The sequence below is a fragment of the Azospira sp. I13 genome, assembly GCF_003112695.1.
In the GTDB taxonomy this organism is placed as follows: Bacteria; Pseudomonadota; Gammaproteobacteria; order Burkholderiales; family Rhodocyclaceae; genus Azospira.
Genome location: NZ_BFBP01000026.1, coordinates 57,946 through 71,777, shown reverse-complemented (window position 1 = coordinate 71,777; position 13,832 = coordinate 57,946). Strand labels below are relative to the sequence as shown.

Annotated in this window: 14 protein-coding genes; 8 read left to right on the top strand and 6 right to left on the bottom strand. The window is 67.9% G+C overall.

The window, feature by feature from the left end; translation table 11 throughout:
* Positions 1-13 precede the first annotated feature (13 nt).
* Genes AZSI13_RS16705 through ccmA form a run of 6 tightly spaced genes read right to left on the bottom strand, consistent with a single transcriptional unit; the run spans position 14 to position 4,744 of the window.
* Positions 14-2,002, bottom strand: a complete 1,989-nt coding sequence (locus tag AZSI13_RS16705; RefSeq protein ID WP_109042326.1) for a heme lyase CcmF/NrfE family subunit — start codon at positions 2,000-2,002, stop codon at positions 14-16.
* Positions 2,003-2,018: 16 nt separating this feature from the next.
* Positions 2,019-2,507: a cytochrome c maturation protein CcmE gene (gene ccmE / locus AZSI13_RS16700; protein ID WP_109042325.1), complete on the bottom strand. Its 489-nt coding sequence runs from the start codon at positions 2,505-2,507 to the stop codon at positions 2,019-2,021.
* Complete coding sequence (gene ccmD, locus AZSI13_RS16695; RefSeq protein ID WP_109042324.1) at positions 2,504-2,698, bottom strand: heme exporter protein CcmD; 195 nt, start codon at positions 2,696-2,698, stop codon at positions 2,504-2,506. Before ccmD ends, ccmE begins: the two co-directional genes overlap by 4 nt.
* 11 nt (positions 2,699-2,709) lie before the next feature.
* Complete coding sequence (ccmC, locus tag AZSI13_RS16690) at positions 2,710-3,462, bottom strand: heme ABC transporter permease CcmC (RefSeq protein WP_109042323.1); 753 nt, start codon at positions 3,460-3,462, stop codon at positions 2,710-2,712.
* Positions 3,459-4,127, bottom strand: coding sequence for a heme exporter protein CcmB (ccmB, locus tag AZSI13_RS16685; RefSeq protein ID WP_109042322.1), 669 nt, complete (start codon positions 4,125-4,127; stop codon positions 3,459-3,461). The genes ccmC and ccmB overlap by 4 nt, the downstream gene beginning before the upstream one ends.
* A complete protein-coding gene (gene ccmA, locus AZSI13_RS16680) occupies positions 4,127-4,744 on the bottom strand; it encodes a cytochrome c biogenesis heme-transporting ATPase CcmA (protein ID WP_109042321.1) in 618 nt (205 codons plus the stop codon). Before ccmA ends, ccmB begins: the two co-directional genes overlap by 1 nt.
* Before the next feature lie 177 nt (positions 4,745-4,921).
* Here ccmA and AZSI13_RS17760 point away from each other — a divergent pair, with 177 nt between their 5' ends.
* The 8 genes from AZSI13_RS17760 to AZSI13_RS16640 all read left to right on the top strand — a co-directional run bounded on the left by AZSI13_RS17760 (position 4,922) and on the right by AZSI13_RS16640 (position 13,771).
* On the top strand, positions 4,922-5,920 hold the full coding sequence (locus tag AZSI13_RS17760; RefSeq protein WP_201262423.1) for a nickel-dependent hydrogenase large subunit: 999 nt from the start codon (positions 4,922-4,924) through the stop codon (positions 5,918-5,920).
* A 14-nt stretch (positions 5,921-5,934) separates the two neighbouring features.
* Positions 5,935-6,279, top strand: a complete 345-nt coding sequence (hypA, locus tag AZSI13_RS16670) for a hydrogenase maturation nickel metallochaperone HypA (RefSeq protein ID WP_109042320.1) — start codon at positions 5,935-5,937, stop codon at positions 6,277-6,279.
* A 77-nt stretch (positions 6,280-6,356) separates the two neighbouring features.
* On the top strand, positions 6,357-7,547 hold the full coding sequence (gene hypB, locus AZSI13_RS16665; RefSeq protein ID WP_109042319.1) for a hydrogenase nickel incorporation protein HypB: 1,191 nt from the start codon (positions 6,357-6,359) through the stop codon (positions 7,545-7,547).
* An 87-nt stretch (positions 7,548-7,634) separates the two neighbouring features.
* Positions 7,635-9,974 carry a carbamoyltransferase HypF gene (hypF, locus tag AZSI13_RS16660; protein WP_109042318.1) on the top strand — a complete coding sequence of 780 codons (2,340 nt, stop codon included), beginning with the start codon at positions 7,635-7,637 and terminating at the stop codon, positions 9,972-9,974.
* Positions 9,975-9,983: 9 nt separating this feature from the next.
* Positions 9,984-10,628: a transglutaminase family protein gene (locus tag AZSI13_RS16655; RefSeq protein ID WP_109042317.1), complete on the top strand. Its 645-nt coding sequence runs from the start codon at positions 9,984-9,986 to the stop codon at positions 10,626-10,628.
* Positions 10,629-10,630: 2 nt separating this feature from the next.
* Entirely contained in the window at positions 10,631-10,876 is a 246-nt protein-coding gene (locus AZSI13_RS16650; protein ID WP_014236263.1) for a HypC/HybG/HupF family hydrogenase formation chaperone, read from the top strand.
* Between the two features lie 79 nt (positions 10,877-10,955).
* A complete protein-coding gene (gene hypD / locus AZSI13_RS16645; protein ID WP_109042316.1) occupies positions 10,956-12,095 on the top strand; it encodes a hydrogenase formation protein HypD in 1,140 nt (379 codons plus the stop codon).
* 77 nt (positions 12,096-12,172) lie between these two features.
* Positions 12,173-13,771 (top strand): HD domain-containing phosphohydrolase, encoded by a 1,599-nt coding sequence (locus AZSI13_RS16640; protein WP_109042315.1) that lies wholly within the window; start codon positions 12,173-12,175, stop codon positions 13,769-13,771.
* Positions 13,772-13,832 lie beyond the last annotated feature (61 nt).

Sequence of the window (13,832 nt, the reverse complement as noted above, 5' to 3'; positions counted from 1 at the left end):
TCGTTGGGCTCGTTCAGGCAGCGGCGGAAGAGGTGGCGGCCGGCGCAGCGGCCCGGGCCTTGACCCGGTAGCGGCGGTCGGCGATGGCGATGAGGCCACCCAGGGACATCAGCAGGCAACCGCCCCAGATCCAGTCCACGAAGGGCTTGTAATAGACCCGCACGGCCCAGGCGCCTTCCGGCTGGCTCTTGTCGATGGGCTCGCCGAGGGACACATACACGTCCCGGGTGAGGCCGGCGTCAATGGCGGCTTCGGTCATGGGCATGGCGGAGGAGGCGTAGTTGCGCTTTTCCGGGTGCAGCACCTTGTCCAGCTTGCCGTCCTTGAGCAGCTCCACCTCGCCGCGCAGGGCCAGGTAGTTGGGACCTTCCACCTGATGCACGCCAACGAAGCGGAATTCGTAGCCCACCAGATGGACGCTGTCGCCCGGCTCCATCTTCACATCCTTTTCCACCTCGTAGTTCTTCACCAGAGTGACGCCGACGACGAACACGGCGACGCCGATGTGGGCCAGGTGCATGCCCCAGAAGCTGCGGGGCTGCTTGAAGACGGCAGCCGCGAAGGACTGGTTGCCCCGGGTCGCCTGGACCCGTTGTACGAAGTTGATCGCGGCGGTGATGACGATCCAGGCCGCCACCAGGATGCCGACGGCCACGGCGGTGTGCCAGGTACCGTAAATGAATGGCACCAGCACGCCCACCAGCACGGCGGCGACGAAGGCCCAGCGCAGCAGGCGGGCCAGGTCGGCCAAGCTGGCTTCCTTCCAGCGGGCGAAGGGGGCGATACCCATGAGGAACAGCACCGGCACCATCAGGGGAGCGAAGACGGTGTTGAAGTAGGGCGGGCCGACGGAAATCTTGCCGGCGTTGAGGGCGTCGATCAGCAACGGGTAGAGGGTGCCGAGGAAGACCGTACCGCAACCCACTACCAGCAGCACGTTATTGGTGAGCAGGAAGGATTCCCGGGACACCAGGCCGAAACGGCCGCCCAGGCCGACCTTGGGGGCGCGCCAGGCAAACAGGGCAAGGCTGGAACCGATCACCACCACCAGGAAGGCGAGGATGAAGATGCCCCGGGTCGGGTCGGTGGCGAAGGCATGGACCGAGGTCAGCACGCCGGAGCGGACCAGGAAGGTGCCGAGCAGGGAGAGGGAGAAGGCGCCGATGGCCAGCATCACCGTCCAGTTCTTGAAACTGCCGCGCTTCTCGGTCACCGCCAGGGAGTGGATCAGGGCGGTGCCCACCAGCCAGGGCATGAAGGAGGCGTTTTCCACCGGGTCCCAGAACCACCAGCCGCCCCAACCCAACTCGTAATAGGCCCACCAGGAGCCGAGGGCGATGCCCAGGGTGAGGAAGATCCAGGCGGAAGTCGTCCAGGGACGGGACCAGCGGGCCCAGGCGGCATCCAGCTGGCCGGAAAGGAGGGCGGCGACGGCAAAGGCGTAGGCCACGGAGAAGCCGACGTAGCCCATGTAGAGCATGGGCGGGTGGAAGACCAGGCCCGGGTCCTGCAGCAGGGGATTCAGGTCGCGGCCTTCCTGGGCCGCCGGCAGCAAGCGCTCGAAGGGGTTGGAGGTGACCAGGATGAAGAGCAGGAAGCCCGCTGCCACCAGGCCCAGGACCCCCAGCACCCGGGCCACCATGGGCTCAGGCAGCTGCCGCGACAGGGCCGCCACGGCAAAGGTCCACAGGGAGAGCATCAGCGCCCACAGCAGCAGGGAGCCTTCATGGCCACCCCAGACGGCGGAGAACTTGTACAGGGTGGGCAGCAGGGTGTTGGAATGCTGGGCCACATAGACGACGGAGAAGTCGCTCTGCACGAAGGCCCAGGTCAGGCAGCCGAAGGCGAAGGAGACCAGCAGGGCCTGGGCCATGGCGGCGGGACGGGCCAGCAGCACCCAGGCAGTACGTCCCTGGTGGGCGCCCACCAGGGGCAGGAAACCCTGCACCAGGGCGACGCAGAAGGCGAGGATGAGGGCGAAGTGCCCGAGTTCGGGAATCATGGGGGAGGCTACCTCGTCACTTCAGGGATTTGGCTGCGGCCTGCTCGGCGGCTTCAATGGCGGCCTTCTTCTCGCCGGCCTTGGCGTGGGCATCGGAAACGGCCTTCTGGGCTTCCGGCGGCATGTAGTTCTCGTCGTGCTTGGCCAGCACTTCGGTGGCGACGAAGAGGCCGCCCTCCTCCAGCTTGCCCTGGGCCACCACGCCCTTGCCCTCCTTGAACAGGTCGGGAAGGATGCCCTTGTACTGGACCGGCAGGGTCTGGTCGGTATCGGTCACGGCGAAGCGGACGCTGACGCCGTCGGCCAGGCGCTCGACGCTGCCTTCCTTGACCAGGCCGCCGATGCGGAAGGTCTTGCCCTTGGGGGCCTCACCGGCCAGCACCTGGGTGGGAGAGAAGAAGAACACCAGGTTGCTGTTGAAGGCGTTCAGCACCAGGGCCGTGCCGATGCCAAGAACGGCCAGGCCGGCGACGATGAGGGCGATGCGCTTGTGACGGGCTTTCAACTTTCTTCACTCCTTTGAGCCAGATTTTCGGCAGCGATCTGCCGCTTCAGGCGGGACAACAGGTTCTTACGACGCTGGGCAACGACAATCGGTTCCACCGCCATGATCAACGCGGTGACGCCGAAGGAACCCCAGACGTAAAAGGCGTAGCCGCCCATGGCGAAAAATTCGGAGGCGCTGTTCCAGTGCATCTCGGGCTCCCTTAAGGCTTGGGCTGCGCCAGCAGGGCGCGTACCCACTCGGTGTGGCGCTCCCGCTCCAGCATGATGTTGCGGGCCCGAGCCAGGGCCACGGCGATGGTGTACATCCAGAAGCACAGGGCCACCAGCAGCATGGCCCAGAGCATGGTGACCGCCATGGAGGGGGATTTGGTGAGGGAGACGGAAGCGCCCTGGTGCAGGGTGTTCCACCATTTCACAGAGAAATAGATGATGGGGATGTTCACCACGCCCACCAGGGCCAGCACGGCGCCGGCCTTGTCGGCCCGGCGCGGGTCGTCGATGGCGGACTGCAGGGCGATGAAGCCAATGTAGAGGAAGAGCAGGATCAGCTCGGAGGTCAGCCGCGCATCCCACACCCACCAGGTGCCCCACATGGGCTTGCCCCAGAGGGCGCCGGTCCACAGGGAGAGGAAGGCCATCAGCGCCCCGGTGGGGGCCAGGGCGGTGGCCATCATGCCCGACAGGCGGGTATTGAAGGCCAGGCCCAGGGCGGCCCAGAAGGCCATCACCAGGTAGATGAACATGCTCATCCAGGAGGCAGGCACGTGGATGAAGATAATGCGGTAACCCTCGCCCTGCTGGAAATCCGTCGGCGCCACGAACATGCCCAGGTACAGGCCGGCGATGCCGAACAGCACGGACAGGGCGACGAACCAGGGGATCATCTTGCCCGCCAGGGGGTAGAAGGTCGCCGGGGAGGCGAACTTGAACCAGTTGATCAGTCGGTTGCTCATTCGAGAGATATCTTCAAGGCTGCCGCGGTTGCCCACGGCGCAAAAAACAGGCTGCCGGCCAGGAGGGCGCCGAGCAGGGACAGGTGGGCTTCGAAACCCAGGCCGGAAACCGCCGCATCCACGGCGCCGGCCCCGAAAATCAGCACGGGAATATACAGGGGCAGCACCAGCAGGGAAACCAGCACCCCGCCGCCCCGCAGGCCCAGGGTGAGGGCGGCGCCGATGGCGCCGATGGCCGAGAGGGAGGGGGTGCCCACCAGCAGGGCCAGGGTCAGCACCATCAACCCCTCGGCGGACAGGTCGAACTGTAGGCCGAGAACGGGCGCCAGCAAAGTCAGGGGCAGCCCGGAGGTGAGCCAGTGGGCGGCCATCTTGCCAAGCACGGTGACGGGCAGGGGCTGGGGCGCCAGCACCAGCTGCTCCAGGGTGCCGTCCCGGTAATCGTCGCCGAAGAGGCGGGGCAGCGTCAGCATGGTGGCCAGCAGGGCCGCCACCCAAAGAATGCCGGGAGCCATCTTGCGCAGCATGTCCATCTCGGGGCCGACCCCCAGGGGGAACAGGCTGACGACGATGATGAAGAAGAACAGGGCGGAGACCAGATCTGCCTGGCGGCGCAGGGCCAGCTTGAGGTCGCGGCCGACGATGGCGAAGAAGAGGCTGAGCATCAGGCCCCCAAACGGTATTCGCGTACCGCGCCGGCTGGAATGTTCACCGCCTGGTGCGTCGTCATCACCGCCAGGCCGCCCCGCTGCAGGTGGGCGCCGATGAGGCCCGCCACCATGTCCACCGCCGCCACGTCCAGGGCCACGAAGGGCTCGTCCAGCACCCACAGGGCGCGGCGCTCATGGATCAGGCGGGCCAGGGCGACACGGCGCTTCTGGCCTTGGGACAGGTATTTGGCCTGCAGTTCCTCCCGGCCGCCCAGGCCCACGGCGTAGAGCGCCTCCAGGGCCTGCTCGTCGGAAAGAGGCTCGCCGGCCAGGCGGGCCGAGGCCAGCAGGTTCTCCAGGGGCGTCAGCTCTTCCTTGATGGCGTTGTGGTGGCCCATGTAGCACAGCTCGGCCCGGTAATCCTCCGCCAGCTTGCGGATGGCAACGCCGCGCCAGGCGATCTCGCCGGCCACCGGCTGGGCCAGGCCCACCAGCATGCGCAGCAGGCTGGTCTTGCCGGCGCCGTTCTTGCCCTGCAGGTTGAGCAACTCGCCACCTTCAAGGCGAAAGCTCACCCCGGCGAACAGGCGACGGTCACCGCGTACGCATTCCAGTTGGGAGGCTTCCAGCATGGGGAATTATCGAAAATGAACCCGGGAACAAAAGGGCCGGGCTTGGGCGAAAATCGGCTGAACCGCGGCAGGGACGTATTGTGCAGGGCGGATTCTAGTCCCGGATTGACGGGAATCAAAATCGAATCAAACGGCCTCCGTTAGGGTAGCGACTCAGCAAAATCAAGGAATTCACCGGTGGCGGAGCCCCTCGGCACAGCAACGCAACTCACCCTCTCCCTGGCCTGGGCCGAGGGCCGCATCGCCGCACCGCGCATCGGCGCCCCGCGAGTCCTGGCCGCTCGCCTGCTACAAGGCCGCCCGGCGGACGATGCTGCCACCCTGGCGCCACGCCTCTTTACGCTCTGTGCCGCCGCCCAAGGCAGCGCCGCCCGGCGCGCCCTGGCTGCCGCCGCCGGGAACCCCCTGCCGCCGCCGGATACCGCCGAGCAAGCCACCCTGATGGCGGAAATGGTGGGCGAACACCTGTGGCGGCTGGCCCTGGACTGGCCGACCCGCCTCGCCACCCCACCCCGTCAGGCCGCCCTGGTAGCCTGGCGCAAGCACGGCCGACACCAAGACTGGCCCGGGTGGGCGGATTTTTCCGCCCCGGCCCTGAAACTCCCGCCCTGCGCCACTTCCGCCCTGCCCCTGCTGGAAAGCCTTGATGCACGGGCCTGGTGGCAGGCCCTGGCCGGAGACCAAGACGGGGCGTGGGGCCTGGCGCATTGCTGGAACCACCTCACGGCCCTGGCCGCCGCCCCCACCCTGGCCGGCAGCCCCCGGGAAGCCGGCGCCGCCGCCCGCTGGCAGGATCATTCCGAAGTGGCCGCCCTGTGGCAAGCCAAGCGCCGCCCCGCCGCCCGCCTGCGCGCCCGTTGTCTGGAAATGGAAGCCCTGGGCGGTGGCGACTGGAACCCGGACTGGGTGGACGCCCACTACCCTGCCCCCGGCATCGGCATCGCCCGGGTCGAAACCGCCCGCGGACCCCTGCTGCATCTGGTCCAGATCAAGGACGGGAAGGTGCTGCGCTATGTTATCGTTGCCCCCACGGAATGGAACTTTCACCCGGCCGGCGCCTTTGTGAACGACGCCGCCGGCCTGCCCGCCCCCACCCCGCAAGCCGCCCTGGACCTGGCCCGTACCCTGGCCCTGTCCCTCGACCCCTGCGTGGCCGTGGCACTGACCCTGGATTGAATTGAAGAACCGCCATGCATGAAATGTCCCTGGCCGAGGGCGTGCTGCAGATCGTCGAAGACGCTGCCCTTGGTCCCGAAGGCTTTAGCCGGGTCAAGACCGTGATCCTGGAGATCGGCCAGCTTTCCTCGGTGGAGCCGGAGGCCATGGCCTTCTGCTTCGAGGCGGTGAGCAAGGGCACGGTGGCCGACGGGGCGACGCTGGAAATCGTCAGCGTTCCCGGGGAAGGGCTGTGCCTTTCCTGCCAGCGGACGGTGTCCCTGGCCCAGGTCTACGACCCCTGCCCGGAATGCGGCGGCTACCCGGTGCAGCCCACGGGCGGCACGGAAATGCGGGTGCGGGAACTGGAAGTGGATTAAACGAAGGCGCACGCATCCCAACGCAAGCACCTCCCCACGCCCCTGACAGAATTCAAGAAATCGAAGGAGCATCGACCATGTGTACCACCTGCGGCTGCAGCGCCGGCGAAACCCGCATCGAGGGCGACGCCCTCCATTCCCACGATCACCAACATGAACACGGCCATGAGCACTGGCACGTGCATGAAGACGGCACTGCCCACAGCCATGGGCACGACCATGGGCATGGCCACCAGCATGCCCACGATGAACACCAGCATGAGCATGTGCACGCCGATGGCAGCCGCCATAGCCATCCGCACCACCACGACCACCAGGGCGTCACGCCCCAGCCGGCGGCCCCGACCCACGGCCACGTGCACACCCACGCCGACGGTACCCAGCACAGCCATCCCCACACCCACGAGGGCGAGCACCACCATGCCCACGCCGAGGGTGGCCAAGGCAACCACGGGCACGACCATCACCACCATCATGGCGATGGCAGCATCGATTACGGCAGCGGCCCCGCTGGCGCCCACGCCCCGGGCCTGAGTCAGAAGCGCATGGTGCAGATCGAACGGGACATCCTCTCCAAGAACGACGCCTACGCCGCCCGCAACCGCCAGGCCCTGGCCGAGAAGGGCGTCTTCGCCCTCAACCTGGTCTCCAGCCCCGGCTCCGGCAAGACCACCCTGCTCTGCCGCAGCATTGAGGAACTGAAGGCCAAGGTCCCGGTGGCCGTCATCGAAGGCGACCAGCAGACCAGCTTCGACGCCGAGCGCATCCGCGCCACCGGCGCCCCGGCCCTGCAGATCAACACCGGCAAGGGCTGCCACCTGGACGCCCACATGGTGGGCCACGCCCTGGATAAGCTGGAGGTGCAGGACGACTCCCTGCTGCTCATCGAAAACGTCGGCAATCTGGTCTGCCCCGCCGCCTTCGACCTGGGCGAGGCCGGCAAGGTGGTGATCCTTTCCGTCACCGAAGGTGAGGACAAGCCCCTGAAGTACCCGGACATGTTCCGCGCCGCCCGCCTGATGCTGCTCTCCAAGGTGGACCTGCTGCCCCACCTCACCTTCGACGCCGACAAGGCGGTGGAATACGCCCGCCGGGTCAATCCGGCCCTGGAAGTGATCCGCGTCTCCACGACCAGCGGCGAAGGTTTCCCGGAATGGCTGACCTGGGTGGAAAAGGGCCTGGCCGCCGCCAAGGCGGCACGCCAGGAAAACGTCGCCACCCTCAAGGCCCGCATCGCCGAGTTGGAAAGCCTGCTGGCCCGCCGCTAAGCGGCCGTCAGTTTCCATCAGGCTGCCGGGGCGCCACTGCGGCGCCCGGCAGCCGGCCCAGTCCCTGAATTTCTGTCGCAACGCCCCATGAACGACCTCACCCTTCCCCTGCTCTGCCGCCGGGTCCGCGTCCGCGGCCTGGTGCAGGGCGTCGGCTATCGTCCCTTCGTCTATCGCCTGGCCTTCGAGCTGGGCCTCTCCGGTTGGGTGCGCAACGATGCGGAAGGAGTGGATATCGAAGCCCGGGGTCCGGCGCCGGTGGTGGAACGCTTCATCGCCCGGCTGCGGGCCGAGGCCCCGGAACTGGCCCGGGTGGAAGCGGTGGAGGTACGGGAAGCAGAACCCGAACGCAGCCTGCCCGGCTTTCTCATCGTCGAGAGCCGGGGCGGCCACGCCAGCACCGCCATCGGCCCCGACAGCGCCCTCTGCCACGACTGCCTGGAAGAACTGTTCGCGCCCCAGGACCGGCGCCACCGCTACGCCTTCACCCACTGCACCCACTGCGGCCCCCGCTACTCCATCACCCGGGAACTGCCCTACGACCGGGCCCGCACCAGCCTGGCCCCCTTCCCCCAGTGCCCGGCCTGCACCGCGGAATACGCCGATCCCCACAACCGGCGCTTCCACGCCGAGGCCAACTGCTGCCCGGACTGCGGCCCCCAACTCAGACTGCTCGACGCCGCCGGCCAGCCGATGCCCGGTGACCCGGTGCGGGAGGCGGTGCGCCTGCTGCAGGCCGGCAAGATCGTCGCCCTCAAGGGCTACGGCGGCTTCCACCTGGCCTGCGACGCCCGCAATGGGGCCGCCGTGGCCGAACTGAGAAAGCGCAAGCACCGGGAGGAAAAGCCCTTCGCCGTGATGGCCGCCAACGTGGCCTCGGCCAATGCCCTCTGCGCCCTGGGCGGCGACGAGGCGGGCCTGCTGGAACTGCCCGAGCGCAGCATCGTCCTGCTGCGCAAGCAGGACAACACCGACACCCAATTGCCCGGCGTCGCCCCCGGCCTGCAATGGCTGGGCCTGATGCTGCCCTACGCGCCCCTGCACTACCTGCTCTTCCATGCCGCCGCCGGCGAACCGGCGGGCCTGGCCTGGCTGGCCCAAGCCCAGGATCTGGTACTGGTGATGACCAGCGCCAACCCGGGGGGCGAGCCCCTGGTCACCGACAACGCCGAGGCAGTGGAACGCCTGGCCGGCATGGCCAACGCCTTCCTCTGCCACGACCGGGACATCGTCATCCGCAGCGACGACTCGGTGATCCGCTGCGACGAAGGCGGCGTCCAGTTCCTGCGCCGGGGTCGGGGCCAGACGCCGCGCCCCATCAAGCTCAAGGATGAGGGCCCGGCCGTCCTGGCCTTCGGCCCCTACCTGAAAAACACCCTGTGCGTGGTCAAGGGCCGGGAGGCCTATCTCTCCCAGCACATCGGCGACCTGGACAATGTGCCCACGGTGAATTTCCTGGAAGAGACGGCGGCCCACCTGCTGCACATCCTGGACGTGGAACCCCAGGTCATCGCCCACGATCTGCACCCGGACTTTCCCTCCACCCGGCTGGCCGCCGCCTTCGCCGCCGAGCGGGGCATTCCGGCCATCGCCGTGGCCCACCACCACGCCCACATCGCCGCCGTGCTGGCGGAAACCCGTTACCCCAAGCCGGTCATCGGCCTGGCCCTGGACGGCATCGGTCTGGGTGAAGACGGCGGCCTGTGGGGCGGCGAACTGCTGCGGGTGGACGGGGCCGACTGCCAGCGCCTCGGCGGCCTTTCACCCCTCCAACTGCCCGGCGGCGACAGGGCCGCCCGGGAACCCTGGCGCCTGGCCGCCGCCGCCCTCCACGCCCTGGGCCGCAACGGCGACATCGAGGCCTTCGTCGCCCGTCGTTATCCTGATCAACAGGGCGCCGGAATGATCGCCGAGATGCTGCGCAAGCAGCTCAACTGCCCGCCCACCTCCAGCCTGGGCCGGCTGTTCGACGCCGCCGCCGGCCTCCTGGGCCTGCGCGCCAGCCAGCGCTTCGAGGCCCAGGCCGCCATGGAATTGGAAGGCCGGGCCCACGCCTGGGAAGAGCGCCACGGCCCCGCCGCGCCCCTCACCGATGGCTGGAACATCAACAACGACGGCCATCTCGACCTGCTGCCCCTGCTCGCCTGGCTGGGCGAATGCGATGACGCCGACCTGGGCGCCGCCCGCTTCCACGCCACCCTGGCCGCCGGCCTGGTGCATTGGGCGGCCGCGGCGGCCGAACGGGCCAACCTGTCCACCGTCGCCCTGGGCGGCGGCTGCCTGCTCAACCACCTGCTTTCCCGGGACCTGCGCATGGGCTTGCAGGCCAGAGGGCTGGCCGTGCTGGAAGCCCGCCAGGCCCCGCCCAACGACGGCGGCATCGCCCTGGGCCAGGCCTGGGTGGCCCGGCAGTCCCTGGGCCGTTAGGAGCACGACGTGACCACCTATCCGCCCCAGTTCGCCCCCTACCTGGCCGCCAGCCCCATCGTCGCTGCCGACCATCCCGAGATTCGCCGCCTGGCCGCCGAACTGCAGGCCGCCGGCGACGGCAGCCCCACCGATACAGCCCGCCGCTGCTTCGAGTACGTGCGGGACCAGATCCGCCATAGCTGGGACTACCGGGCCGACGCCCATAATCCCCTTACCTGTGCCGCACCCCAGGTGCTGGCGGAACGCACCGGCTACTGCTACGCCAAGAGCCACCTGCTGGCGGCCCTGCTGCGGGCCAACGGCATTCCCGCCGCCCTCTGCTACCAGCGCCTGACGCTGATCCCCGGCGGGGAGCGTTACTGCCTGCACGGCCTCAATGCCGTCTACCTGCCCGAACACGGGTGGTACCGCATCGATGCCCGGGGTAACAAGCCGGAGGTGGAGGCCGCCTTCACCCCGCCCCGAGAGCAATTGGCCTTCGCCCTGGACTACCCGGGGGAACTGGATTTCCCCGGCCTTTACCCGGAGCCGGTAGCGGCCATCCAGGACCTGCTGCAGCGGTGCACCAGCGTGCAACAGGCCATGGACGAGATTCCCGATGCCACTGCCCTGCCTCCCGCCCCTCTGAATTTGCCCCTGAAGGAGCGCTGACAATGTGTCTCGCCATCCCCGCGAAAATCGTTGAACTCCTGCCCGACGACCAGGCCCGCATCGACCTGGGGGGCGTGCGCAAGGAAGTCTCCCTGGCCCTGGTGGAAGACGTGGCCGTGGGCGACTACGTCATCATCCACGTGGGCTACGCCCTGACCAAGCTGGACCCGGAAGAGGCGGCCAAGACCCTGGCCCTCTTTGCCGAGCTGGACGACGAAGCCCGCGCCGCCGCCATGGCCCAGGCCTGATGTCCCCGCGCCAGCCAATGCCGCCCATGGCCCCCGCCCTCTGTGATCTCTGTGCCCGCTGTGGCAAAAGGTTTTCCCCATGAAGTACGTCGACGAATACCGGGACGGCGAACTGGCCCAGGGCCTGGCCGCCGCCATCGCCAAGGAAGCCCGGCCGGACCGCCGCTACCACTTCATGGAGTTCTGTGGCGGCCACACCCATGCCATTTCCCGCTACGGCGTCACCGACCTGCTGCCGGCCAATGTGCGCATGATCCACGGCCCCGGCTGCCCGGTCTGCGTGCTGCCCATCGGCCGGGTGGACCAGGCCATCCGCCTGGCCCTCAAGCACAACGTGATCCTGTGCACCTACGGCGACTGTCTGCGGGTGCCGGCCTCCGACGGCCTTTCCCTACTCAAGGCCAAGGCCCGGGGGGCGGACATCCGCATGGTTTATTCCAGCGCCGACGCCCTCAAGCTGGCCCAGGAGAACCCGGAGAAGCAGGTGGTGTTCTTCGCCATCGGCTTCGAGACCACCACCCCGCCCACCGCCGTGGCCATCAAGCAGGCCAAGGCGATGGGCCTGCAGAATTTTTCCGTGCTGTGCTGCCACGTGCTGACCCCTTCAGCCATCAGCAACATCCTGGAATCGCCGGAGGTGAGGAAGCTGGGCACCGTGCCCCTGGACGGTTTCATCGGTCCGGCCCACGTCTCCACCATCATCGGCAGCCGGCCCTACGAGTTCTTCGCCGAGGAATACCGCAAGCCCGTGGTCATCGCCGGCTTCGAGCCCCTGGACGTGATGCAGGCCATCCGCATGTTGGTACGCCAGGTCAATGAAGGCCGGGCCGAGGTGGAAAACGAGTTTTCCCGGGCCGTCAGCCGGGAGGGCAACCTCAAGGCCCAGAACCTGGTAGCCGAGGTCTTCGAACTGCGCCGCGCTTTCGAGTGGCGCGGCCTGCACACCGTGCCCTATTCCGCCCTGCGCATCCGCGGCGGCTTCGCCGAGTTCGATGCGGAACAGCGCTTCGGCGAAAACTACGTCAGCGTGCCCGACCACAAGGCCTGCGAATGCGGCGCCATCCTGCGGGGCGTCAAGCGCCCCCAGGACTGCAAGCTGTTCGGCACCGTGTGCACCCCGGAAAACCCCATCGGCTCCTGCATGGTCAGTTCCGAAGGTGCCTGCGCGGCCCATTACACCTATGGCCGCTACCGGGATATTACTTCCGTAAGAGACTGAATCTATTAGGTTTGTCCTATCGCCACAAAACCCGTCCCCCGGTAAAATCCGGGCATGTTTTGGGGAAGGGGATTCCCGTGGATCACGAAGACGACGACCTGCTGGAGCTGTTGCGGGACCAGAACGCCCGCTTCCAGAAACTGCTGGAAATCCAGCGCCGCATCGGCGGTGAGCGGGACATCGACCGCCTGCTGCCCCTGGTCATGCAGGAACTGTCAGACCTGCTGGGGGCGGACCGTTGTTCGGTCTTTCTCTTTGACCCGGACCATTGCTGCCTGCGGGCCCGCTTCGCGGCGGGGCTGGAAGAGGAACTGGTACTGCCCCTGCGCCTGGGCATCGTCGGCACCGTGCTGCTGACCCGCCGCCCCAGCAACGTGGGCAACGCCTACGATCACCCCCATTTCAATCCCCACATCGACGGCCTCACCGGCTTCAAGACCGGCAGCACCCTGGTGGTACCCCTGCTGGACCACGACGAGGCGGTGGGCGCGGTGCAGCTGATCAACAAGCGCACCGGCCGCTTCCTGGCCAGCGACGAGCAGCAGGCCGCCGAAGTGGCTTCGGAACTGGCCCTGGCCTATCGGGCCGATACCCTGAGCCCCGATCTGGCCGCTGCCGCCATGCAGGCCCTGCGGGATGCCACCCTGGCAGAGCGGGCCTCGGTCTACGTGCTGGACCGGCGGGGCCGCCGTCTCAGCGCCCTTTACAGCGACGGCATCGCCCGGGAGCGCATCAGCCTGGACCTCAACCTGGGCATCGCCGGCTGGGTGGCAGTGACGGGGGAAACCGCCAATATCGCCGAGGCCGCCCTGGACCCCCGCTTCAATCCCACCATCGACCGCCGCTCCGGCTACCGCACCCGTACCGTCCTGTGCACGCCAATCCGGGGCGCCAAGGGCGAAACCCTGGGCGTGGTAGAGGCCATCAACAAGGATTACGGGGCCTTCACCGAGGAAGACCGGGCGACCCTGGAAAGCGTCATGTCCATGGTCTCCGTAGCGGTGGAAAACGCCCTGCTGCTGGAAGACCAGGAGCGCCAGTTTCACAGCCTGCTGGAAGTTCTGGCCGCCTCCATCGACGCCCGGGATACCCTCACCGCCGGCCACTCCACCCGGGTAGCTGCCTACGCCGTGGGCATCGGCCGGGAGCTGGGCTTCACCGGCAACGAGCTGAAGGTGCTGGAAATGGCGGCCCTGCTGCACGACTACGGCAAGATCGGCATCGACGACCAGGTGCTGAAGAAGAACGGCAAGCTGACGACGGAGGAATACACCCACATCCAGCAGCACCCGGCCCTCACCTTCAGCATCCTGGACCGCATCCATTTCGCCCGTCAGTACCGGGACGTACCCCTGATCGCCGCTTCCCACCACGAGTATCTCGACGGATCCGGCTACCCCCGGGGCCTGACGGCGGGCGAGATTCCCTTCATGGCCAAGATTCTCACCGTCGCCGACGTCTTCGAGGCCCTCACCGCCGACCGCCACTATCGTCCGGGCATGAGCGAGGATCAGGCCTTCACCATTCTCTGGGAAGGCATCGGCCACAAGTTCGACGGTGACGTGGTGGATGCCCTGGAGCGCAGCTGGCACGGCGTCCGCGCCCAGCTGCTGGGCCAGGCGCCGGAAGCCGCGGCCACCGCAGCCGCCAGCGCAACCACCTCCCGGGCCGCCTGACGGAGATCAACGCTCCGCCGTCGATCTTCTGCTATACACAGGGCTCGCAGCCGCGCTGCGC